Consider the following 22,782-nt stretch of genomic DNA (forward strand, 5'->3'; position numbering starts at 1 on the left):
GACGCTACCCGCGCGCACCGACATTCTCGGCGAGACTAAGGATGATCTTCGATAGCGCGGGCGTCCCCGCGTCGATGCCGTCACTCAGCGCGCCCGCGCCACGCCGCGCGTCGCGTGCCGCCACGCCGTCGCCCAAAGCGTCATACGCCCGCGCGAGCATGTCCAGCGTGGCAGCCTTCGCGGATCGCACGTTCATCTCGTCATACGTGGCCAGGCAGCGCTTCAGCACGGGCACGGCGGCCGCGGCCCGCCCGTCGCCGATCCAGCTGACCGCCAGGTCTCGCGCCAGCCCGGTCGCCCACAGCCGGTCGCCCAGCTCGACGGCGAGGTCGTGGCTCTCCTCCAGCAGCCGCACCGCCTCCCGCCGCCGTCCCAGCCCGGCGGCCGCCGATGCCTGATGCCGCAGCGCCGCCAGCAGCACATACCGGTCACCGACGCCGCGCAGCCGCTCCACCGCCTCGGCCGCCGCCTGATAGCCCAGCAGCGCCTCTCCGCGCACCAGCCGCGTGACGGCGAGCGAGTTCAGCGCTCGGGCGACCACCAGCTCGGCAGCTCCCTGGGCGCGCGCCTCCGCGACGGCGGTCCGGTCGGCGTCGAGCGCCTCGTCGAGCCTGCCGAGGCCGCGCAGCGCCGCTGACAGCGCCGGTGAGGCGAGCACGGCGGCGATCGGGTCGGCCTCCGCGCGGAAGACCTCCACGGCGCGGCGGGCGGCGTGCGCCGAGTCGTCGTGCCGGCCCTGCAGCCCGTGCAGCACCGCCTCGTCGCTCAGCACGCAGGCCACGCCGTGCGGGTCGCCGAGCCGTTCGAACAGCCCCCGGCTGCGCGCGAAACCGGCGGCGGCCTCGGGCAGGTCGCCGCAGACCAGGCTGAGCACCGCGGCGAGAAACTCCGCGCGCGCCATGGCCCGGTCGTCGCCCAGCCGCTCGGCCGCCAGTCGGGCGCAGCGCTGCACGGCGCGCAGCTCCGCCCACCGGCCGCGCGCCCACAGATAAGGCGCGAGCCGCTCGGCGAGCGCGACGGCGCTGACGGGCTCGTCGGCCGCCACGTCGAGGGCGGCGGTGAGGAAGGCAAGTTCCCCGTCGAACCACTCGAAGGGTTCGAGCTCGCCGCCGGGCGCCCCCGCCGGCCGGTACCAGGTCAAGGTGCGTGGCAGGCGCGCGGCCGCGGCGTCCGCGCGGGCGACGGCCGCCGCCAGCAGCCGGCGCCGCGCCGCCGTGCGGGCCCGCGGATCGGCGGCGGCCAGCTCGTCGGCGTAGATCCGCAGCAGGTCGTGCATGCGGTAGCGCGGCTCGCCGTCGGCCGCGACCGGTTCGACCAGGCTCGCCTCGACCAGCTCGTCGAGGATCGCCTCCGCCTCCGCATGATCAGGGCGTCCCTGATGTCGCTCTAACGACGTGAGGGACGCCCTGATCACGGAGGGGTCCGGGTCTCCCGGCAGCAGCGCGGCCACCGCCCAGGCGGCGAAGCTCGCCGGCCCCACCAGGCCGAGCAGCGCGAACGCCGCCCGCGCCCGCGCCGACAGCGCCCGCACGCTGAGCGCCAGCGCCGCGCGCACCTGCTGGTCGCCGGCCGCGAGTTCGGTGAGGCGCCGGCGCTCGTCGTCGAGGCGGTCCGCCAGCGCGCGCAGCCGCCACGGCCGGGTGGCGAGCCGGGTACCGGCGATGCGCAGCGCCAAGGGCAGGTTGCCGCAGGCGGCGGCGATCCGGCCGGCCGACACCCGCTCCCCCGCCACGCGGTCGGCGCCCACGACGTACGCGAGGAGTTGGCCCGCCTCGGCGTCGGTGAGCGGTTCGACGGGGGCGTGCCGGGCGTCGATGAGGCCGCTGAGCCGCCACCGGCTGGTCACGAGCACCGCACTGCCGGGCGTACCGGGCACCAGCGACCGCACCTGCTCCGGGTCGGCGGCGTCGTCGAGCACGACCAGTACCCGCCGATCGGCGAGCCGCGCCCGGTACGCCGCCGTCAGCGCGGGCAGCCCTCGCGGGATCGCGGACTCCGGCGTGCCGAGCGAGCGCAGCAGGTCGGCGAGGACCGCGTCGGGGTCGCGCGGGGCGGCGGACGCGCCCGCGAGGTGGGCGTAGAGCTGCCCGTCCGGAAACGCCGGGCGTACCCGATGGGCGGCGACGACGGCGAGCGCGCTCTTGCCGACGCCTGGCTGGCCGGACAGCGCGACGACCGGCACGCCGCTCTCCGCGGTGAGCAGCGCGGCCACCTGGTCGAGCAGCTCGTCGCGGCCGGCGAAGCCGGGCAACGCGGGCGGGAGCTGGCAGACCGGCGCCCAGGCCCGCGAGGCGGCCGGCGCCACCGGCGCGGGGTCGTCGCCGCGCAGGATCGCGCGGTGCAGGTCGCGCAGCCGGCTGCCCGGCTCGACCCCCAGCTCGGCGACCAGCACATCGCGGGCGTTCTGGTACGCCGACAGCGCCTCCGCGCGCCGCCCGGCCCGGGCCAGCGCGACCATGAGCTGGCCGTGCACGCGCTCCCGCAGCGGGTGCTCGGCGACCAGGCCGTGCAGGCGCGACACCACCTCGGGCAGGCTCTCGCCGATCGTAAGCTCGGCGTCGACCTGGTCTTCGACCGCGTCGAGGCGTTCGGCCTCCCAGGTGCGGGCGATGCCCTCCAGCGCCGGCAGGTCGGCGAACGGCCGCCCGCGCCACTGGGCCAGCCCGAGCCGGAACCGGTCGACCGCGCCGGCCGCGTCACCCGCGGCGAGCGCCGCCCGGGCCGCGGCCACCTCGCGCCGGAACACCAGCAGGTCGAGCTGGTCGGCGTCGACCCGCAGCAGGTAGCCGCCGTCGCGGTGCTCGATGGACACATCGGACAGCCGGTCGCGCAGCCGCGACACGTAGGTCTGGAGGTTGGAGGCGTGCGAGGCGGGCACCCGGTCGGGCCAGAGCGCTTCGACCAGGCGCTCGACCGGCGCGACCCGGCCGGCGCGCACCAGCAGCACCGCGAGGAGGGTGCGTTCGTGCCGGCTGCGCAGTACGACCTCGGCGCCCTCGGCGTCCCGTACCAGCAGCGGTCCGAGTACGCCGAACCTCACGACAGGACACCGTACCGTGTCGCACCGTCTCATGTGGCCGCTGTGTGGCGGGCATGTGGCGGCTGGCCCCAAACTCCTATCGCTCGTGGCCGGGGGGCACGACACGCCGGGTATCCGGGAGGCATACGCCCGGATACCCGGCCGTTTTGTTTTGTCGACGGGAAGGACCTTTGATCCATGGGCGGCACGTACTACGGCTCGTCATCTGGCGGCCACGGACAGCAGCCTGAATATCCGCAGCAGCCTGGATATCAACAGCAGCCGGAGTACCCGCCGGCGACGGCGGCGTGGCCGCAGCCGCCGGCCCCCGGGCAGCCGCCCGCCTTCGGGCAGGGTTACGCCCAGCAGCCGCCTCAACCCACGTCGCCCGCCTACGCGCCGCAGGCCGACCCGATGCAGCAGCCGCCGTACGCGGCGCCGACGCCACCGCCTCGCAAGAGCGGCGGCGGCAAGGCCCTGCTCATCGTCGGCATCGCGGCCGGCGTCCTGCTGCTGCTCTGCGTCGGCGGTGGACTGATCGTCGCGCTGACCGCCGACGACCTCAAACTGCCCGACACCTCCACGACCGCGGACGCGGGTGCGGATCCCTCGGCCGAGGAGGACATCCAGGGCAACATCGGCAAGTACAAGAAGGGCGACTGCCTGACGATCAACGCGGACAACGACGTGCGCGCGGCCGAGTGCACCGCTGCGGGCGCGTACCAGGTGCTGCTGCGCAAGGACGGCACGACCGCCGAGAGCGCGTGCGCCGACACCGGCGCGACCGAGTCCCTGTACCAGGACGGCGCCATCGGCACCAAGGACGACTTCATCCTGTGTATCGCGCCAGTCAAGTAGAACGCGTTATAGTTTGGCGATGAAGTTCACGGTCGGGATCGCACTCAGTCCGCCGGAACAGATGGTCGAGTTGGCGCGCGAGGCAGAGGAGTGCGGATACTCCGCCATCGCGCTGCCCGACTCCATCTTCTACTCCGAGCAGGTCGCCGCCGCCTACCCGTACACGCCGGACGGGCGCCGCTTCTGGGATCAGGACACACCGTGGGTCGACCCGCTCGTGGCCGCCGCCGCGATGGGCGCCGCCACCAGCCGCATCCGCTTCTACACGCAGGTGCTGAAGCTGGGCCCGCGCAACCCCGTGCTGCTCGCGCGGCAGGTCGGCTCGGTCGCCACGCTGACGGGTAACCGCTTCGGGCTGGGCGTCGGGCTCGGCTGGACGCCGGAGGAGTTCGAGTGGTGCGGCGCGCCGTTCGCGCACCGCGGCGCCCGCGCCGACGAGGCCATCGAGGTGCTGCGGCTCATCCTGGGCGGCGGGATGGTCGACTACAACGGCCATCACTTCGCGTTCGGCAAGCTGCGGATGAGCCCCGCGCCGACCGCGCCGGTGCCGATCTACGTCGGCGGCCACACCGAGGCGGCACTGCGCCGCGCGGCGCGCACCGGCGATGGCTGGTCGTCCGCGATGATGCGCTTCAAGGAGCTTCAGGCGACGATCCAGCGCCTGCGCGAGCTTCGCGAGGAGTACGGCCGCACCGGCGACTTCGAGATCCAGGCGGTGTGCGTCGACCGGTTCGGCCTTGACGGGTACCGGCAGCAGGCCGAGGCGGGCGTCACCGACGCGATCGTGGTGCCGTGGCTGCTCTACGGAGCCGGCTTCGACGCCGACGTCCAGTCCAAAAAGGACGGCCTGCGCCGCTTCGCCGACGAGATCGTTTCTCAGCTCGCGTAGCTTCTCAGGTGGCGTAAGCCGCGAATCGCTCGTCGACCTGCTCGCCGCTGAGCCCGAAGTCAGCCAGCGCGTAACGGTGGCCGGGCCGGTTCTCGCTCTCGGCGAGCAGCCCGGCCATCGCGGCGCGTGCTCCCTCGCTCACCGTGGTGCCCAGCCGCTCGTAGATGCCCTCGACCGTCCCCAGTGGATCGGCGACGAACTCTTCGTAGTACACGTCGATGAAACGGTCCGGCGCGTGCCGGGCCCGCTCCGCGGCGAACCGCGCCAGCCCGCGCGCCCACAGGTCGAGCTGCGAGCGCCCGATCACCTCCGGCGTGAACGCCGTCGACCAGCCCTCCGACGCGCTGGCCGTCAGGCTGCACACCGAGGCGATCGCCGTGCGCGGCGTGCGGTGTGTCTGCACGACGAGCGCGTCCGGGTACACGGAGAGCAGGGCGTCGAGCGCGAACAGGTGACTGGGATTCTTGAGCACCCACCGGCGGCCCGCGTCGGGCAGCCCGATGAGCTGCAGGTTGCGCTTGTGCCGCCGGTACGCGGGTGTCCAGTCCTGATCGGCCAGCCAGCCGGAGTAGGACGGGATGTGCGCCAGGCACTCGAACGACACCGACATCATCGACTGGCGCAGCAGTTGCCAGCACTCCTCGACCTGGTCGGCCGAGATCTGGTGGATGCCCATGAACTCCGGGCGCTCCACGTTGTGCCGCCGCACCCCATCCTGGATGGCCGCGAAGATGGGGTCACTGTCCCAGGTATCGCGGGGCGGGCGCGGGCGCGGCACCTCGGTCAGCCACAGCTCCAGCCCCTGGTGCGCCGGATCGGCGGTGAGCAGCCGGTGCAGCGCGGTGGTGCCGGTACGCGGCAGCCCGGTCACGAACACCGGACGGGTGATCGCCACATCGGCGTGCTCGGGATGCTGGTGCCAGGCGGTCTCGCTGAGCAGGCGGGCGATCAGCGCGCCCCGCAGGAACCCGCGCATCGCCTTGCTGCCGGCGGGGGTGAGCGAGCTCTCGGCGGCGTACGAGTCCAGCAGCACCGTGAGGCCCTCGACGTGGTCACCGTCGCCGAAGTCGTCCAGCCCCGTGCGGCTCGTCGCCGACGCGTGCAGGTCGGCGACCGTGCCGACATCCGTCCGGTCCAATGAGCACCGTCCTCTGTGTTTTCAGTGGTGGAACTCGCCGCAGTTGACGTCGACGCACTGCCCCGTCACCGCGCGGGCCAGGTCGGACGCGAGAAACACCACGACGTCGGCGATCTCGTCGGGCTCCGGGAGCCGGCGCAGGTCGGTGGTCGCCGCCGTCTCCTCGTACACCTGCTCGGCCGGTACGCCGCGCTTGCTCGCCAGGTACGCGAAGTAGCCCTTGAGCGTGTCGGCCCAGATGTAGCTGGGCGCCACCGAGTTGACCCGGACACCCGCCGGACCGAGCTCGGTCGCGAGGCTCTGCGCGACGGCGAGCAGGCTGGCCTTGGCCATCTTGTACGGTCCGAAGGTGCGGCGGGAGTGCCGCAGCACCGCCGAGTTCACCATGACGACCGAGCCGCGCGCCTCGGTCAGCACCGGCTTGAGCATGCGGGTCAGGCGCAGCGCGGCGAACACGTTGGTCTCGAAGCTGAGCCGCAGCACGTCGAGGTCCACTTTGGTCAGGTCGCGCATGGGCGGCATCGCGAACGCGTTGTGCACCACGGCGTCCACCCGGCCGAACGCGTCGACCGCCGTGCTCACCAACCGTTCGGTGGCCGCCTCGTCGGTGACGTCGACCGGTACGGCCAGCGCACGGCGGCCCGCGGCGGTCACCTCCTTGGCCACGTCGTCCAGATAGGAGGCCGTGCGGGCGGCGAGCACGACGTCGGCCCCGGCGGCGGCCGCGCGCAACGCGATCGACCGTCCCAGCCCCGGCCCGACGCCGGACACGAGCACCACCCTGCCATCAAGGAGCGGCATCCCTCTCACCCCAGCATCCGTGTCGCCACCGCCGCCTGCCGCGCGGCGATCCGGGCCTTCCACGCGGCCGGCTCGATCCGTTGGTAGTACGGCAGTTCCTTGGGTAGGTCGTCGACCGGCACGATGTCGACGCGCGGGCCGTCGGCCGGTGTCATCTCGCGCGACAGCCGCTGCCACCGGATCTGCGTGTAGCCGCGCCGGTGCCCGGTGCGCTCCAGCCAGTTGGCCACACCGGGATCGCGCTCGCTGATGACGTACCGGATCAGCCCGTCAGGGTCGGTGACCGCCTGGTGTGCGGTGAGGCTGGTCTGGTGGTTGATGTAGTCCAGCGACAGGTACCAGAGGCTGCCGAGTTGGATGCCCTGGTACGGCGCGTCGGACGCGGGCACCGTCACCACCATCGCCTGGTCGTCGTCGAGGTCGTAGTGCCCCACCGACGAGTACTGCGTCGTGAGGCCGCCGGGCGTGAGCCGGGGCGCGGTGAGCGTGTTGACGGGGAGTCCAAGGTAGAACCGCTCGGGAAACGCGAGGAACGTCTTGAGCCGGCTGATGAGGATCTTTCCCGCGACCCCGTACCGCTTGGCCATCGCGTCCTGGGTCAGCGGTTTCGGCGCCTCACCGATCCGGTCGGCACGCTGGATGCGCAGCACCCCGCGCTGCTGCGTGGACCAGTCACTGTAGACCTCCCGCACCACGAGCATCGCGGACCCGGGCGCGAGCGGAAACGCGTTCGGCCCGCGCAGGCCGGGCCCGAAGCGAAGCGTGAACCGGCCGTCGGGCTCGATCTCGATGGCCCGATCGTCGAAGGCGGCCAGGCTGTCGGGCACGTCGACGGGCGAGTAGTCGCCGTTGAGCACCTGGAAGCTGAGGTCTGTGGTGGTGCCGCGCCGGCCGGTCACGACGTACTCGGCGTCGTCGCGCAACCACGCGTGGAAGTACAGCGTGTCGGGGTTGTCCAGCCCCATCTTCGTGTACGGGCCGGTGGACTGCACGAAGTACGGGAAGTCCCGCTCGTACGCCCACGCCATCTGGATCGCGGCCCGGATGCTGCCGGCGAGGTAGTCGTAGCCCTCGGCGAGGTCCTGGGGTGTCCGCACGTGTGGCGCGCCACTGATGATCCGCTCGGCCTCGGCGAGCGCGCCGGCGAAGGGCTGAGTCAGCACGCACCCATGCTAGAACGTGTTCTACATTTCCGGTAGCCTCGGTCCGTGCGGGCATACCGGATGGTGGATTGGGCGGCGGAGCCGCGGTCAGTGGAAGTCCCGGCTCCGTCACCCGGTCCGGGCGAGATCCTGGTGCGGGTGGCGGGATGCGGCCTGTGCCGCTCCGACCTGTCGATGCGGCAGTTGCCGCAGGCGATCGGCGCGCGGCTGGGCTGGCGGATGCCGTTCACGCTCGGCCACGAGACGGCCGGCTGGGTGGCGGGAGTGGGCGCCGGCGTGACCGGTGTGCGCGAGGGGGACGCCGTCGCGCTCGTCTCACCGACCTCCTGCGGTACCTGCGCGCACTGCCTTCGTGGCCAGGACAACTGCTGTCCCGCGGGCGCGACCGGCCGCGGATACGGGCGCGACGGCGGGCTCGCCGACTACGTACTGGTCGACAGCGTCCGCGCCCTGCTCCCGCTCGGCGACCTCGACCCGCGCACCGCCGGCCCGCTGACCGACGCCGGAGCGACGGCGTACCACGCGGTGCGCCGCGCTCTCCCCCGCATCGTGCCCGGCGGCACCGTCGCGGTGGTGGGTGCCGGCGGGCTCGGCGCGTTCGCGGTGCAGTTCCTGCGCGCGCTGACCGCCGCCCGCGTGGTGGCCGTCGACACCAACCCCGACCGCTTGGCGTACGCCACCGACTTCGGCGCCCACGACACACAGTCCGCTGTGGACGGTCTGCGTTCGCTCGACGCCGTACTGGACTTCGTCGGCACCGACGAGACGATCGCGGCCGGCGTGGCGGCGGTACGGGCGGGTGGCGCGTTCGGGCTCGTGGGGTCGGCGGGCGGGCGCCTGGAAAAGAGCTGGTTCGGTGCGCTGCCCCGCGACGGCGAGGTCTACACGTTCCAGGGGTCCACGATCGCCGACGCCCGAGACGTGGTGTCGTTGGCCGCGGCGGGCCAGGTACGCGTCGAGGTCGAGCAGTACCCCTTCGAAGAGGTCGCCGACGCGTACGCCGCGGTCGCCGCCGGCACCCTGAAGTCCCGCGCGGTGGTCCTGCTGTCCTAGGGCCTGTCTTCTGGCGCGGCTGGTTGAATGGCTGGGTGCGGGTTTGTGTCGTGGGAGCGGGAGCGGTCGGCGGGCTCATCGGTGGGCGGCTGAGCGCCAGTGGCATCACCACCTCGGCGCTGGCGCGGGGTGCCACACTGGACGCCCTGCGGTTCTACGGCTGGCGGGTCGAGACGGCGGATGGGCTGATCGGCGGGCCCGTCACGGCCAGTGACGACCCGGGCGATCTCGGGCCGCACGACGTGGTGCTGCTGACGGTCAAGGCGCACGCGCTGCCCGGCCTCGCACCCACGCTCGCGCCGCTGCTCGGGCCCGACACGGTGGTGGTGCCGGCGATCAACGGCGTGCCGTGGTGGTTCTTCGACGGGCTCGGCGGTCGGTACGACGGATTGCGCCTGAAGTCGGTGGACCCTGCCGGGGCGGTGGCCGCGTCGGTACCCACGATGCGGGTGATCGGCTGCGTCGTGCACCTCGCCGCGAGCGTCACGGCCCCCGGCCTGGCGCGCCACACCGCGGGCAACGGGCTCATCCTCGGCGCGCCGGCCGGCGGCTCCGACGTGCGGATCGCCCCGCTGGCCGAGGTGTTCGGCAAGGCGGGGTTCACGGTGACGATCTCGCCGCGGATCCAGAACGACATCTGGTACAAGTTGTGGGGCAACATGACCATGAACCCGATCTCGGCCCTCACCGGCGCCACCGCCGACCGGATCCTCGACGACGAACTGGTCAACGGCTTCGTGCGGGCGGTCATGGCCGAGGCGGCCGCGATCGGCGAGCGGATCGGGTGCCCCATCGCGCAGACCGCCGCCGACCGTAACGCGGTGACCCGCAAGCTGGGCGCCTTCAAGACCTCGATGCTGCAGGACGCCGAGGCCGGCCGGCCGATCGAGCTCGACGCGATGGTCACCGTCGTGCGAGAGATCGGCGCCGCCGTGGGCCTGCCAACCCCGAACGTCGACGCCCTGCTCGGCCTCACCCGGCTCGCCGCCCGCCAACGCGACCTGTACCCGTAATCGACCGCGGGTTCTTGGAGACGGGCCGTCCTGGCGGCAACTTAGGTCATACGTCATATGTGTGTCAAGTTATGTTCGTCGATGTTAACTCCGGCGCAAAAACTTCCGGAATCCCCTCGACTCACGCCGGAAGAACCGCTACAACTCGATCACCGTCGACACCGTGCCCGACCCTCGTGCACCTACCCACACCTGCTGTCGGACGCAGTGAACCTTTCCGAAATCTTTCAGAAAAGGAGCTCAAGGTGGCTGCTAACAGTCCCCCCGTCCACCGCGGCGGGACCCGGCGAAACCGGTCGCTCATCGTCAGAGCACTGGTAACCGGCGTGGTCGGTGTCATGGCGGTGACAACCGCCGCGGTGCTGATGCCGTCGGCGAACGCGGCGGAGAGCACGCTGGGCGCGGCGGCCGCGCAGTCGGGCCGGTACTTCGGCACCGCGATCGCGGCTGGCCGGCTCGGCAACTCGACGTACACCACGATCGCCGGGCGTGAGTTCAACATGGTGACGGCCGAGAACGAGATGAAGCCCGACGCCACCCAGCCCCAGCGCGGGCAGTTCAACTTCAGCTCCGGTGATCAGATCTACAACTGGGCCACACAACGCGGGATGAAGGTGCGCGGCCACACCCTGGCATGGCACGCACAGCAGCCGGGATGGATGCAGAGCCTGTCGGGCTCCACGCTGCGCCAGGCCATGATCGACCACATCAACGGCGTGATGGCGCACTACAGGGGCAAATTGGTCGCCTGGGACGTGGTGAACGAGGCGTTCAACGAGGACGGCAGCCGCCGCCCGTCGAACCTGCAAGGCACCGGCAACGACTGGATCGAGGTGGCGTTCCGCACCGCCCGCAACGCCGACCCGGCGGCAAAGCTCTGCTACAACGACTACAACATCGAAAACTGGTCGTACGGCAAGACCCAGGGCGTCTACCGCATGATCCAGGACTTCAAGTCCCGGGGAGTGCCGATCGACTGCGTCGGGCTGCAGACCCACTTCACCGGCGGCAGCTCGCTGCCGGGCAACTTCCAGACCACGCTGTCCAGCTTCGCCGCGCTCGGCGTGGACGTGGCCCTGACCGAGGTCGACGTCACCAACGCGTCCACGTCGCAGTACGCGGGGTTGACCCAGGCTTGCCTGAACGTGCCGCGCTGCGTCGGGATCACGGTGTGGGGCGTGCGTGACAGCGACTCGTGGCGGTCCGGCGAAAGCCCGCTGCTCTTCGACGGCAACGGAAACAAGAAGGCCGCCTACACATCGGTGCTCAACGCCCTCAACGCCGTCGCGCCGACCACCTCGCCGACCGTGAGCCCGACGGGGAGCACCTCGCCCAACCCGCCGGGTGGCTCCGGCACGATCGCCGGGGTGCAGTCCGGCCGGTGCATCGACGTGCCCAACGCTACGCAGACCAACGGCACGCGTGTACAGCTCTACGACTGCCACGGCCAGAGCAACCAGTCGTGGAGCTACACCTCAGGCAAGCAGCTGCGGGTGTACGGCAACAAGTGCCTGGACGCCAGCGGCGCCGCCACGGCCAACGGCACCGCGATCATCATCTGGGACTGCGGCAGCGGCGCCAACCAGCAGTGGAACGTCAACCCCAACGGCACCATCAGCGGCGTGCAGTCCGGCCGGTGCCTGGACGTGTGGGGCACCGGCAACGGGCAACAGGTCCAGCTGTACGACTGCCACGGGCAGACCAACCAGCAGTGGCGGACCAACTTCACGAGCGGCCCCACCACACCGCCCCCGTCCTCGCCACCGCCGTCCTCGCCGCCCCCATCCTCGCCGCCCCCGAGCGGCTGCGCTCTTCCCTCGACCTACCGCTGGTCGTCGACCGGCGCGCTGGCAAACCCGCAGAACGGGTGGCTGTCGCTCAAGGACTTCACCAACGTCGTCTACAACGGCAAGCACCTGGTCTACGGGTCGAACGTCTCGAGCGCGGGTTCGTATGGCTCGATGAACTTCGGCCTGTTTACGAACTGGTCCGACATGGCCTCGGCACCCCAGACCGCGATGGGTCAGGGCACGGTGGCACCCACGCTGTTGTACTTCGCCCCGAAGAACATCTGGGTGCTCGCCTACCAGTGGGGGCCGACGTCGTTCAGCTACAAGACGTCGAGCGACCCGACCAACGCCAACGGCTGGTCCGCGCCACAGACGCTGTCCACCGCCAGCCTTCCCGACGCCCCGTATGGCGTGATCGACCAGACCCTCATCGGCGACGACCAGAACATGTACCTGTTCTTCGCCGGTGACAACGGCAAGATCTACCGGTCGAGCATGCCGATCGGGAACTTCCCGGGCAGCTTCGGCTCGTCGTACACGACGATCATGACCGACACGGTCGCCAACCTGTTCGAGGGGGTCGAGGTCTACAAGGTCCAGGGCCAGAACCAGTACCTGATGATCGTCGAGGCGAGAGGGAGCCAGGAGCAGCGCTACTTCCGCTCCTTCACGTCCAACAGCCTGAGCGGGACGTGGACACCGCAGGCCGCCACCGAGAGCAACCCCTTCGCCGGCAAGGCCAACAGCGGCGCCACGTGGACCAACGACATCAGCCACGGTGACCTGGTCCGCAACAACCCCGACCAGACCAAGACCATCGACGCGTGCAACCTCCAGTTCCTGTACCAGGGCAAGAACCCCAGCGCGGGAGGCGATTACAACCGGCTGCCGTGGCGGCCGGGTGTCCTGACCCTGCAGCGCTAGGAGAAACGGGCTGCTGACTGAGGTGGTGTCCGACGCCGGCCGGTGTCGGACACCACCTTCCTGTTCGGGTACGTGAACTGCTGTTCTGGTTCTTGAAGTTTTGGCGGGCGGCGGTTTAGAGTCCGGGCGTGCGCGCACTCGTCTTTCGCGGTCCTGGTGACATCCGGGTCGAGCGGCGCCCTGACCCCGTCGCCGCGCCGGGCGAGCTGCTGATCCGGGTGCTCTCGACCGGGATCTGCGGCTCCGATCTGCACGGATACACCGGAGAAAACGGTCGCCGGCACCCCGGACAGGTGATGGGGCACGAGACCGTTGGCCGGGTCGTCGAGGGCGGGCTGCCGGAAGGCACGCTCGTGACCGTCAACCCGGTACTCGGATGTGGCCACTGCCCCGCCTGCGCCGCCGGCACCGCGCAGCTCTGCCCCACGCGCCGCGTCATCGGCGTGGATCCGGCGATCTCGTCGGCCTTCGCGGAGTTGATGACCGTGCCGGCGCCGAACGCCGTCGTCCTGCCCGACGGGGTTCCCGAAGAGCACGGCGCCCTGGTCGAACCGCTCGCCGTCGGCTACCACGCCGCCATGCGCGGCGGCGTGAGCCCGGACGACCGGGTCCTCGTCGCTGGCGGCGGCCCGATCGGCCAGGCGTGCGCGCTCGCCGCCCGCCGCCTCGGCGCCCACGAGGTACTTGTCAGCGAGCCGCATCCCGGCCGTCGAGCGCTGGTCGAGCGGCTCGGCTTCGAGGCGGTCGAGCCCAGCGCGCTCAGTAGCCGAAATGACCGCAGTAGCCGGCAGGACCGCACCGTCGTGCTGGACGCCGTCGGTTCCAGCGCCAGCCTGCGCGGCGCCTTCGAGGCGTCCACGCCCGGTGCCCGGGTGGTACTGGTCGGCATGAACGCGCCCGACGTCACCCTCGGCGCCTACGCGATCAGCACGTTCGAGCGCAGCGTCATCGGCAGCTTCTGCTATCCGGCGCGCGAGTTCGAGGAGACCGCCGCGTGGGTGGCGAGCGGGCCGCCCGAGCTGGCGCATCTGGTCGAGGGGCGGGTATCGCTCGACGAGGCACCGGCCGCGTTCGCGGGGCTGGCCGCCGGCACGCTCGACGCCAGCAAGGTACTGGTGAGTCTGGAGGGCTGACGATGGCCGTGCCGAGGATCCGGCAGCTGCGCGCGTACACGGTGCGGGGCGGGGGCGCCGACTATCACGACCAGGCGGCCGGGCACTGGATCGACGATCACATCGCCACGCCGATGGCCCGCTACCCGGAGTACCGCCACAGTAGACAGTCGTTCGGGCTGAACGCGTTGGGGACGCTGGTCGTCGAGGCCGAGGCGGATGACGGGAGCGTCGGGCTCGGCGTGACGGTGGGCGGCGAGCCCGGTGCCTGGATCGTCGAGAAGCACCTGGCCGGCCTCGTCGAGGGGCAGCGGGTCACCGACCTGGAGAAGATCTGGGACCAGCTGTACCTGTCCACTCTCCACTATGGACGCAAGGGTCTGGTGCTCAACACGGTCAGCGGGATCGACCTGGCGCTGTGGGATCTGCTCGGCCAGGTACGGCAGGAGCCGGTGTACCACCTGCTCGGCGGCGCCGTCCGCGACGAACTTGTCTTCTACGCCACCGGCCCGCGCCCAGACCTGGCCCAGAAGATGGGCTTCATCGGCGGCAAGCTGCCATTGAGGCACGGCCCCGCGGAAGGCGAGGAGGGCCTGCGCGCCAACCTCGACGCGCTCGCCGCGATGCGCCAGCGGGTCGGCGACGACTTCTGGCTCATGTGGGACTGCTGGATGTCGCTCGACCTCGACTACGCGACCCGGCTGGCGCACGCCGCCGACGAGTACGGGCTGCGCTGGATCGAGGAGCCGCTCCTGCCCGACGACTACTGGGGCCACGCCGACCTGCGCCGCCGCATGCCGGCCCGGATGCTGCTGACCGCGGGCGAGCACGAGGCCACCCGGTGGGGCTTCCGGCTGCTGCTGGAGACGGGCCAGGTCGACATCGTCCAGCCCGACGTGGGCTGGTGCGGCGGCATCACCGAGCTGCGGCGGATCGCCGCGCTCGCCGACAGCCACGGCAAGGCCGTCGTGCCGCACGGTTCCAGCGTGTACTCGTACCACTTCGTGCTCAGCCGGCCGAACAGCCCGTTCGCGGAGTTCCTGATGATGCACCCGGACGCCACCGAGGTGGTGCCGATGCTGCACCCGCTGCTGCTCGACGAGCCGGTGCCAGAGGGCGGCCGCCTGCGCGTGCCCGACCGCCCCGGCTTCGGCGTACGCCTCAACCGCGAGCTCGACCTGTCCCGCCCGCACACCCATTAGGAGGAGCACTGTGCTCAATGGACGGACGGCACTGGTCACCGGTGCGTCGCGGGGGATCGGGCGCGGCGTGGCCCTCGGGCTCGCGGCGGCCGGCGCCGATGTCGCGGTCAACTACCACCGGCCGGCGGAGGCCGAGTTCGGTCGCGACAACGCCGCCGACGCGGCCGGCGTGGTCGCCGAGATCGAGGCGTTGGGCCGGCGGGGGCTCGCCGTCGAGGCCGACGTCGCCGATGGCGCGGCCGTGCGCCAGATGGTCGACACGGTCGTCAAGGAGCTCGGCGGGTTGGACGTACTGGTCAACAGCGCCGGCATCTGCCCGTTCCACGACTTCCTCACGATGCCCGAGGAGCTGTGGGACAGGGTGCACGGCGTCAACCTCAAGGGGGCGTTCCTGTGCTCGCAGGCGGCCGCCCGGGTGATGGTCGAGCAGGGGCGCGGCGGCCGGATCATCGGCATCAGCTCGATCAGCGCGCTGGTCGGCGGCGGCATGCAGACCCACTACACGCCCACCAAGGCGGGAATGCACTCGCTGATGCAGTCGATGGCGATACCGCTGGGGCCGCACGGCATCACCTGCAACTCGGTACTGCCCGGCGCGATCGCCACCGACATCAACAAGGACGACTGGAGTGACCCGGACAAGCGCGCGTACCTGGACGGGCGCATCCCGCTCGGGCGCTTCGGCGAGCCCGACGACATCGCCGGACCGGTCGTCTTTCTCGCCTCCGACGCGGCCCGCTACGTCACCGGCTCGGCACTCTTAGTGGACGGCGGCCTATTCGTCAACCTCCAGTAGCGAACCGTGCGAGACTACGGCGTGACCGCCGAACCGATCGCCGAGGCCCGCCGCTGGTGTGGCGAGTGCGACCGCCGCACGCGGCTCACCGCCGACGGCCGTCGCTGCGACCGGTGCAACCCCCTGGCCGGCCGCGACGAAGACCCGTATCGGCGGCGCGCCTGGTGCGGCGAGTGCGACCAGAACGATCGGATGATCCGCGACACGTCCGGCGCCCGCAAGTGCCGGCGCTGTCACCCGCTCGGGCGGCCACCGGCACAGTGGCCGATGCACGACGTGCCGGTCGGCTACACCGAGCAGCTCATGGCCTGCGAGTGGCTCTGCTACATCTCCCCCACGCTGCGCCGGGTCGGCGGCGACCGGCTGCGGCTGCTGCTCCAGCGCTGGTTCGACACCGGGTGGACCCCGCGCGACGTGGTATACGCGCTCGACCACCTGCCGACCGGCGAGGCTCAACCGGGCGACGTACCCACCGCCACCTCCGATCCGAAGATCACCGAGGCGTACGTCAAGCGCCGGCTGCGCGGCTGGCTCGACGAGGAGCAGAACCCGCTTCCCGCGATCAACCAGCAGATCTCCGGCAACCGCGAGCGCCTGGTCGCGGCCCAGCTCGCGGCGCGGGAGGCGTGGCAGCGGCGGGCGCGGCTGGCAGTACCCCCGCAGCGCTCGGCGGCGGCCGCGCAGGCGCGTGCGATCGCGCGCGACGCGGCCGCGCGTGGCCGGCGCCGCCGCCAGGAGGCCGACGAACGCGAACGCGAGCGGCGCCACGCCGAGCTGGCCAGCCAGCGGGAGGCGGCGGCGCACTGGCAGGCGCTGCTCGGCGATGCCGCGCCGCCACCGGCGCCCGAGCCCGCCAACCAGCGGCTGCGCGCGGCGCTCTCCGGCCCGACGCAGGTCATCAGCCTCCAGACGCTGTGGGAAGTGGCCCGTGCCAATCGCGGCGAATAAGCAGCGCTGAGCAGAAATCGTGTGAACCGGTTGGCCCCCACCGACGTATAGGTCGAAGTTGGCCGCTTCTCGCGCGGGAGGAGCCTGGGCCATGAATGACGCCGTCAACGACGTCGACCGGCGCGGTCAGGCATACGCCTTGCTCGGCGCCGTGCAGGCCACGGTGGTCGCCACGATGACCGTGGTCGCTCTTCCGTTGCCCGCGATCGGCCGCGAGCTGGGGCTCGACCCGGCCGCCGCGGCGCTCGTGGGTGTCGCGTACGCGCTCGCGTTCGGCGTGCTGCTGCCGGTGGGCGGCCGCCTGGTCGACCGGTTCGGGGCGCGGCCGCTGCTGGTGGTGGGGCTCGCGGCGTTCGCGGGCGCCTCGATCGCGGCGGCGCTCGCCGCCGGCTTCGCGACCCTGACCATCGCGCGGCTCGGGCAGGGCGCGGGTGCCGCGCTCATCGCCCCGGCGGCGCTGGCAGCGGTACGCCTGCGCACCGCCCGCGGCGCGCAGCCGAAGGTGGCCGCCGCGTGGGGCGGCCTGTCGGTGCTGGGCGCCATCGCCGGCGCCCTGCTCCCCGGCGCCGTGGACGACTGGGTCTCGTGGCGCTGGTGCTTCGCGCCGGCGGTACTGGTCTCGGCCGCCGCCCTGCACCTGGCGCCGCGACTCGTCTCGGACCCGCAGCGCGGGCGGGGGCGTGGCCGGGCGCCGCGGCCGGTGGCGTACCTGGCCGATCGCCGCCGGGTCCTGGGATTGCTGGCGATCGGACTCTGCGCCACCGGCGCGGCACTCGCCGGCCTGCTGCTCGTGGCGGCGCTGCCCGCGGACCGCCTCGTCCCGGCGCTCCTGCCGGGCGTCGCGGCGCTCGTACTCGCCGGCTACCTCGCCCGCCGCCCCCTGGCCGCGCGGGTGCCGGCCCGCCGCGATGCCGCGCCCGCACTGCTGACGGCGGGACTCGCGTCCGGCGCCGCCGGGCTGCTCCTGCTCTCGCGCGTCGGCCCCGACACCGGGTACGTGACGGTGGTGCTGCCCGGGCTCGTGCTGCTCGGTGCCGGGCTGGCGCTGGTGTTCGCGGCGGGCACCGTGCTCGCGCTGGCCGGGGTACCGGTGCACCGCTCCGGGCTGGCCGGCGGCGCGTTCAACGGCGCCCTGGCGCTGGGCGTGATCGCGGGGCTCGCGTTCGCGGGCGGCGCCTCGGGCACGGCGGCCGCCACAGCGGGCGTCGGTGCCGCGTTCGCGCTGCTGGCGATGCTCACCCCGCTGGCGGCCCCGCCGCGCGTGCGGATCGCCCGATTCGACGTGGCCCTGAACCACAACTCCCGCGACGTCTGGCCCCTCCACACCCGGCCCTGACCAGGGGTTACACCGGGAGGGTGATGAAGCGGCGGCCGGCCGTGTTGACCACCTCTACCGCGGCCACGTTGTCCGGGGCCACCGCCGCGCTGCCGTCCAGCGTGGTGCCGCCGCTCTCGCCGGCCTTCGACACGATCCAGCCAGCGGCGATCTCCCGCGAGCCGTCCTTGCCCACCACGATCAGCCGGCAGTTCTCCCCAGCGGGGATGCCGTTGACCGCGGCGTTGACCCGCACCCAGCCGGCGGCCGGTACGACGCGGGCGGTCAGGCGCACCCCGCTCGACGGGTCCTCGACCGTGCCGGCGCGGGTGCCCGGTACAGCAGACGTCACCGACACCGACGGCGCCGACGGTGTGGTCTGGGCACTCGGCGCCGGGGCCGTATTGCGGCCCACCGCGACCCCGGCGCCGAGCGCCCCAGCTAGTGCGACCGCCGCCGCGGCGACCGCCGGCACCCAACGGCGCCGGCTGCTCCGCGTGGCCTCGCCGCGCACCTGGCGCAGCGTCCGCTGGAGCACCAGGTCGGCGTCCGGCGGGCCCTGCAGCAGGGCCTCCGACGGGATGTCGTTGAGCAAATCCTTCACCGCCTCCAGCTCCGCCAGGTCGGCCCGGCACTCCGGGCACTCGGCGAGGTGGGCGTCGACAGCGTGCCGCTCGTCGGGGTCGAGCGTCTCCAGCACGTACGCGCCAAGCTGCGGCGCCTCGTGGGAACCAGCGCTCATCACGCCACCCCTTTCAGGGCGGCGGAGCGCCCGAGCAGCAGTTCTCGCAGGTTCTTCATCGCGTTGTGGGACCGGGACTTGACGGTGCCCGGCGGGATGCCGAGATGTTCCGCGGTCTCCGCGACGCTGCGCCCCTCGAAGTAGATCTCCACGAGCACGCTGCGGTGCTCCTCGGAGAGGCGTTCCAGGGCGTCCATCGCCACCACGGAGTCGACCACCCGATCGGCGTGGTCACGCTCGACCGGCACCGTGGCCGGCGACTCGGCGACCTCCGTCGGCCTGATCGACTTCGCGCGCATCTTGTCGGTCATGACGTTGCGCGCCACCGTGAACAGCCAGCCCCGGATCGAGCCGGTCTGCTCCGACAGCGTCGCGGCGTGCCGCCAGGCCCGGATGAGGGTCTCCTGCAGCACGTCTTCGGCCAGCGCACGGTCACCGGTCACCCGGCTCGCGTACGCCAGCAGCGCCTTGCCATGCTGCTCGTACAGCGACCTCACCAGCGCCTCGTCGCTGGAAGCCATCCGCCCGCCCCTCTCCCCGCGGTCACTGGCACTACGACGGGACCGCGCGATCGGTTCACTAACAATCCTCGCCGGTGTTCAGGCATTTCACGATGCGGGTCATCAGCTTCTCCGACATGAGGTTGACCAGGAACGCGTGGTCGGTCACCGGGTTGCCCCGCTGGTCCGGAAACCCGTCGATCGCGAACCGGTCGCCGTCCGGCCGCGAGTACGCCACCACCAGCCGCAGCCGCGGCACCGCGAATGTCCCGGATGGACACCCCTGCTGTCCGGGAAACACCAGGTGGGCGCGGTGGTCCGGGCTGTCGACGCGCCGCCCGTCCCAGCAGCTCGGAAAGTCGAACACGCGCAGCACCCGCGCCCCTCGGGGGCACAGCGGGTAGCGGGTGCCGAGCGAGCCGCCGCCCGCGCAGGTCCAGGTGGGCCGGGCCAGCCCGGTGTCGTGGGTGGCGGCGCGGGCGTCGCCGGTGGTCGCCCTCATGAGCCGCGGCATCGCCACGACCTCGCTATTCGGGTCCGGGTACGCCGTCAGCGTCACCGACAGCGGCACCTCGATCTCGCCGTGGCCGGTATCGGCGCGAACGCCCTTCCTCAAGACCGGCCAGTAGTACGTGGACTTGTCGCCGTTGGTGCAGGTCGTATCCGCGGCGGCGAGGGTCGCGTCGGTCGAGTCGAGCCCGGTCGAGAGGTTGCCGACGTAGTCGTGCACGTGATGCGGCGGGCCGGGCACGCCGGGCGCGACGACGTAGTTGGCGGTGTTGCGGTGGCCTTCGAGGTTGCGCCCGCAGGACCAGGTGAAGACGTTGGGGCCGAGCGTCGGCTCGCTGCCCGACGCGGTGACCTTCGCGTAGTAAGGATCATCGGCGCGCTCGTCCGTCGACTGTGAACCGCACGCCTGCAGCGCGAACGCGAGAACCAGAAATACCGTGAACCGGCCGGCACGGCTGGCCGTATTGGAGGCAACCACATCAATCACCGTAGAGCCAGCGCCGGTCCTGGCGACAATTGCCTGCCCGCCTGGCGATCGCAACGCGGGGTGAGTCCAATGAGTACCCGTCCGCTGATCGTCCTCATCGTCGCCGCCGCGCTGGCGGGGTGCGGGGCGCCAGCGGCACGCTCTGTCCCTGACGTCACGGGGCCTGCCACCGGCCCTGCCTCCGGGGCCGGTGGTTCGGCGCCTCTGGTGCTGCGGGTGGCCGAGCTCGACGGGTTCTCGCCCATCGTGATCAGCGGTGACGGGCGCACGGTGTACCGGTTCGACCGCGACTCGACCGATCCTCCGGCCAGCGAGTGCTGGACCATGTGCCTGAAGACCTGGGAGCCGGTGCTGGCGCCGGACGGTTTCCGGGTCGAGACGGGCATCGAGCCGCAGATGGTCGGCACCGTGACCCGGCTGGACGGCGGTAAGCAGCTGACCCTGGACGGCTGGCCGATGTACCACTTCCGCAAGGACGTGCGGCTCGGCCAGACCGCCGGACACGGCGCGGGCAACGTCTGGTTCGCGATCGGGCCGCGCGGCGGGAAAGCCGAGCAGGCGGCCGCACCGGCGAAACCGGGCACCTCCGGCCGGCCGCAGGTCCTGCGGGTGGCGTACCTGGACCGCTTCTCCCCCGTCGTGATCAACGGCACCGGCCGCACGGTGTACCGGTACGACCGGGACCGCACGAACCCGCCGAAGAGCGCGTGCACCGGCGAGTGCCTGGAACGCTGGGAGCCGGTACTGGCACCGGACGGCGTGCAGATCGACGCCACCCTCGACGCCAGCCTCGTCGGCGTGATCACCCGGCCGGGCGGCGCCCAGCAGCTCACGCTCGACAGCCGCCCCCTGTACTACTTCCGCACCGACCGGAAGCTCGGCCAGACCGCCGGCCACGGCGTGGGCGACGACTGGTTCGCGGTCTCCCCCGACGGATCCCGCGCCAAACGCGTCGCGTCTTAGACGATCTATTCCAAGGGGAATGCGGCCTCACCCTCCGCACCCAGTCACGCCCAAGATCCCGACAAAATCCCTGATTTTGTCGCATCCGCAGCGCTCGGAGGCAGCAACATCAGGGATTTCGCCGCCACGTCCGGGCGCGGGTCGTGTAGCCGCGGACGGCGAGGCCGCGGGAGCGGCGGTCCTACGCGCGGCGGACGTCGCGGTAGCTCAATATCCCTTCGAATAGATCGTCAGGGGCGCATGCCGAACAAGAAGCGGGTCACCGCGGTGCGCCGCACGAGCAGGTCGTACGCCGCCAGCGTGAGCGCGAGCGACGCCGCCACGAGCGCGAGGTACTTCACCAAGATCGACGCGTCCCACCGCACCACCTGATAGGCGACCGCCACGACGATCGGCTGGTGCAGGATGTAGAGCGGCAGCACGGCCGCGCCGAGATAGGCGTACGCGCGGGCCTTGCGACTCGGCGGTCTGGTGGCTCGCGCCGGGTCGGGCGCGGGCCGGCGGCGACGGTCGAGCAGGCCGAGGATGCCGGTCACCCAGCACCACCCGGCCACCCCGAAGAACGCGCGAGCGGTCATCGCCAGCGGCGTCAGCTCCGTGAACGGCTCGTCGACGGCCAGGAACAGCGGCATGCCGGCCGCGAACGCCGCGACGCCCACGACAGCGGCGATCACCGCGTCGCGGCGCATGGCCTCGCGGTATCGCCCGTCGGCCGCCATGACGAAGCCGAACAGGAAGAACAGCAGGTACGCCCAGCGACTCCAGCCGGCGAACGCCTCCTCCAGCCCGACCAGCGCACAGATGACCGCGATCGGCAGTGCCGGCAGCAGCACCAGGCCGCGGTGCCGCGTGACCGCCGCCGCGATCCCGTCACCGGTCGACGCGGCGCGACCGGCCAGCAGCCGCACCACCGCCGCCAGCATGAGCGAGAACGCCAGCAGCAGCACCACGAACCACAGGTGCCCGGTCTCGAAGTGCTCGCCGCCGAGGATGAACGGGAAGTCGGCCAGGTCGAGGTGCACGTCGAAGAAGCTCAGCAGGAAGCGCGGGTACGACTCGTCGTAACCGGGATCGGCGGCGCGCAGCCGCAGCCACTGCGGTATCGGGATGATCGTCAGCGTCGCGAACACCAGCGGCACGCCCAGCCGGAGCAGCCGCTCGACCGCGAACCCGCCCGGACCGCGCTTGCGCATCGAATGCCACGAGCCGAGCCCCGCGATCAGGAACAGGATCGGCATCGCCCACACCACCGCGAACCCCGCCATGATCATGATGGCGCTCGTGGTCTCGGGGTTCTTGACGTAGTAGTCGTCTTCGGTGTCGAAGACCAGCGCCGAGTGGAAGAAGACCAGCCCCACCACGACCAGCGCGCGGATCGCGTCGAGCTCAGGGCGCCGCTCGGCCGCCACCGGACGCGCCACTGCCCGTGCACTCGCTGGCTGTTCGCTGGCCATACCGACCCCCGCTGGTCGTCCCGACGCATCGATCCTGTCACCCCGACGGGCCGTCGCGCTGCCCCCTAACCGGCCGGAGGTATGACCGCCGTCGATCTCGGGTAC

At 72.0% G+C, this 22,782-nt stretch carries 19 protein-coding genes; 11 read left to right on the forward strand and 8 right to left on the reverse strand.

Going from position 1 to position 22,782, the window contains the following annotated elements; genetic code table 11:
* Positions 1–4: 4 nt before the first annotated feature.
* Positions 5–3,040: an AfsR/SARP family transcriptional regulator gene (locus tag QMG73_RS33330; protein ID WP_281902392.1), complete on the reverse strand. Its 3,036-nt coding sequence runs from the start codon at positions 3,038–3,040 to the stop codon at positions 5–7.
* A gap of 177 nt (positions 3,041–3,217) precedes the next feature.
* Between QMG73_RS33330 and QMG73_RS33335 the strand changes: the two genes are divergently transcribed.
* The gene (locus tag QMG73_RS33335) at positions 3,218–3,877 is read left to right on the forward strand and encodes an LppU/SCO3897 family protein (RefSeq protein ID WP_281902395.1); all 660 of its coding nucleotides are present in this window, start codon (positions 3,218–3,220) and stop codon (positions 3,875–3,877) included.
* Between the two features lie 19 nt (positions 3,878–3,896).
* The gene (locus QMG73_RS33340; protein WP_281902399.1) at positions 3,897–4,766 is read left to right on the forward strand and encodes a TIGR03619 family F420-dependent LLM class oxidoreductase; all 870 of its coding nucleotides are present in this window, start codon (positions 3,897–3,899) and stop codon (positions 4,764–4,766) included.
* Positions 4,767–4,770: 4 nt separating this feature from the next.
* Here the strand turns inward: QMG73_RS33340 and QMG73_RS33345 are convergent, their stop codons facing one another.
* Genes QMG73_RS33345 through QMG73_RS33355 form a run of 3 tightly spaced genes read right to left on the reverse strand, consistent with a single transcriptional unit; the run spans position 4,771 to position 7,868 of the window.
* Entirely contained in the window at positions 4,771–5,904 is a 1,134-nt protein-coding gene (locus QMG73_RS33345) for a sulfotransferase family protein (RefSeq protein ID WP_281902402.1), read from the reverse strand.
* A gap of 21 nt (positions 5,905–5,925) precedes the next feature.
* On the reverse strand, positions 5,926–6,705 hold the full coding sequence (locus QMG73_RS33350; protein ID WP_281902405.1) for an SDR family oxidoreductase: 780 nt from the start codon (positions 6,703–6,705) through the stop codon (positions 5,926–5,928).
* Between the two features lie 5 nt (positions 6,706–6,710).
* A complete protein-coding gene (locus tag QMG73_RS33355) occupies positions 6,711–7,868 on the reverse strand; it encodes a hypothetical protein (RefSeq protein WP_281902408.1) in 1,158 nt (385 codons plus the stop codon).
* Positions 7,869–7,913: 45 nt separating this feature from the next.
* Between QMG73_RS33355 and QMG73_RS33360 the strand changes: the two genes are divergently transcribed.
* The 8 genes from QMG73_RS33360 (at position 7,914) to QMG73_RS33395 (ending at position 18,042) form a co-directional block, all read left to right on the forward strand.
* On the forward strand, positions 7,914–8,921 hold the full coding sequence (locus QMG73_RS33360) for an alcohol dehydrogenase catalytic domain-containing protein (protein WP_281902410.1): 1,008 nt from the start codon (positions 7,914–7,916) through the stop codon (positions 8,919–8,921).
* A 35-nt stretch (positions 8,922–8,956) separates the two neighbouring features.
* Positions 8,957–9,934 (forward strand): 2-dehydropantoate 2-reductase, encoded by a 978-nt coding sequence (locus QMG73_RS33365; protein WP_281902411.1) that lies wholly within the window; start codon positions 8,957–8,959, stop codon positions 9,932–9,934.
* 338 nt (positions 9,935–10,272) lie between these two features.
* Positions 10,273–12,648 (forward strand): non-reducing end alpha-L-arabinofuranosidase family hydrolase, encoded by a 2,376-nt coding sequence (locus tag QMG73_RS33370; RefSeq protein ID WP_281902482.1) that lies wholly within the window; start codon positions 10,273–10,275, stop codon positions 12,646–12,648.
* A gap of 128 nt (positions 12,649–12,776) precedes the next feature.
* Complete coding sequence (locus QMG73_RS33375) at positions 12,777–13,781, forward strand: zinc-dependent alcohol dehydrogenase (protein WP_281902413.1); 1,005 nt, start codon at positions 12,777–12,779, stop codon at positions 13,779–13,781.
* Positions 13,782–13,783: 2 nt separating this feature from the next.
* On the forward strand, positions 13,784–14,962 hold the full coding sequence (rhmD, locus tag QMG73_RS33380) for an L-rhamnonate dehydratase (protein WP_281902417.1): 1,179 nt from the start codon (positions 13,784–13,786) through the stop codon (positions 14,960–14,962).
* Between the two features lie 10 nt (positions 14,963–14,972).
* Positions 14,973–15,758 carry an SDR family NAD(P)-dependent oxidoreductase gene (locus tag QMG73_RS33385; protein WP_281902419.1) on the forward strand — a complete coding sequence of 262 codons (786 nt, stop codon included), beginning with the start codon at positions 14,973–14,975 and terminating at the stop codon, positions 15,756–15,758.
* A gap of 6 nt (positions 15,759–15,764) precedes the next feature.
* Entirely contained in the window at positions 15,765–16,706 is a 942-nt protein-coding gene (locus tag QMG73_RS33390; RefSeq protein ID WP_281902420.1) for a hypothetical protein, read from the forward strand.
* Positions 16,707–16,797: 91 nt separating this feature from the next.
* Positions 16,798–18,042: an MFS transporter gene (locus QMG73_RS33395; RefSeq protein WP_281902421.1), complete on the forward strand. Its 1,245-nt coding sequence runs from the start codon at positions 16,798–16,800 to the stop codon at positions 18,040–18,042.
* Between the two features lie 7 nt (positions 18,043–18,049).
* Here the strand turns inward: QMG73_RS33395 and QMG73_RS33400 are convergent, their stop codons facing one another.
* From QMG73_RS33400 to QMG73_RS33410, 3 genes are read right to left on the reverse strand one after another with little or no spacing between them, the layout of a single operon-like run.
* Positions 18,050–18,763 (reverse strand): anti-sigma factor family protein, encoded by a 714-nt coding sequence (locus QMG73_RS33400; RefSeq protein WP_281902424.1) that lies wholly within the window; start codon positions 18,761–18,763, stop codon positions 18,050–18,052.
* Positions 18,763–19,284, reverse strand: coding sequence for a sigma-70 family RNA polymerase sigma factor (locus QMG73_RS33405; RefSeq protein WP_281902425.1), 522 nt, complete (start codon positions 19,282–19,284; stop codon positions 18,763–18,765). Before QMG73_RS33405 ends, QMG73_RS33400 begins: the two co-directional genes overlap by 1 nt.
* A 58-nt stretch (positions 19,285–19,342) precedes the next feature.
* Positions 19,343–20,251: a DUF1996 domain-containing protein gene (locus QMG73_RS33410; protein ID WP_281902426.1), complete on the reverse strand. Its 909-nt coding sequence runs from the start codon at positions 20,249–20,251 to the stop codon at positions 19,343–19,345.
* Positions 20,252–20,329: 78 nt separating this feature from the next.
* Between QMG73_RS33410 and QMG73_RS33415 the strand changes: the two genes are divergently transcribed.
* Positions 20,330–21,223: a hypothetical protein gene (locus QMG73_RS33415; protein WP_281902429.1), complete on the forward strand. Its 894-nt coding sequence runs from the start codon at positions 20,330–20,332 to the stop codon at positions 21,221–21,223.
* Between the two features lie 230 nt (positions 21,224–21,453).
* On the opposite strand, the gene QMG73_RS33420 is transcribed toward QMG73_RS33415, so the two are convergent.
* Positions 21,454–22,644: an acyltransferase family protein gene (locus QMG73_RS33420; RefSeq protein WP_281902432.1), complete on the reverse strand. Its 1,191-nt coding sequence runs from the start codon at positions 22,642–22,644 to the stop codon at positions 21,454–21,456.
* Between the last annotated feature and the right edge of the window lie 138 nt (positions 22,645–22,782).

Origin of the sequence: Phytohabitans aurantiacus (assembly GCF_027923225.1) — a bacterium.
Lineage (GTDB): Bacteria > Actinomycetota > Actinomycetes > Mycobacteriales > Micromonosporaceae > Phytohabitans > Phytohabitans aurantiacus.

Excerpts from the sequence above, each read along its gene's own strand:
- QMG73_RS33335 (WP_281902395.1), top strand. The coding sequence starts at position 3,218 with ATGGGCGGCACGTACTACGGCTCGTCATCTGGCGGCCACGGACAGCAG.
- QMG73_RS33340 (WP_281902399.1), top strand. The coding sequence starts at position 3,897 with ATGAAGTTCACGGTCGGGATCGCACTCAGTCCGCCGGAACAGATGGTC.
- QMG73_RS33350 (WP_281902405.1), bottom strand. The coding sequence starts at position 6,705 with ATGCCGCTCCTTGATGGCAGGGTGGTGCTCGTGTCCGGCGTCGGGCCG.
- QMG73_RS33370 (WP_281902482.1), top strand. The coding sequence starts at position 10,273 with ATGGCGGTGACAACCGCCGCGGTGCTGATGCCGTCGGCGAACGCGGCG.
- rhmD (WP_281902417.1), top strand. The coding sequence starts at position 13,784 with ATGGCCGTGCCGAGGATCCGGCAGCTGCGCGCGTACACGGTGCGGGGC.
- QMG73_RS33395 (WP_281902421.1), top strand. The coding sequence starts at position 16,798 with ATGAATGACGCCGTCAACGACGTCGACCGGCGCGGTCAGGCATACGCC.
- QMG73_RS33400 (WP_281902424.1), bottom strand. The coding sequence starts at position 18,763 with ATGAGCGCTGGTTCCCACGAGGCGCCGCAGCTTGGCGCGTACGTGCTG.
- QMG73_RS33405 (WP_281902425.1), bottom strand. The coding sequence starts at position 19,284 with ATGGCTTCCAGCGACGAGGCGCTGGTGAGGTCGCTGTACGAGCAGCAT.
- QMG73_RS33415 (WP_281902429.1), top strand. The coding sequence starts at position 20,330 with ATGAGTACCCGTCCGCTGATCGTCCTCATCGTCGCCGCCGCGCTGGCG.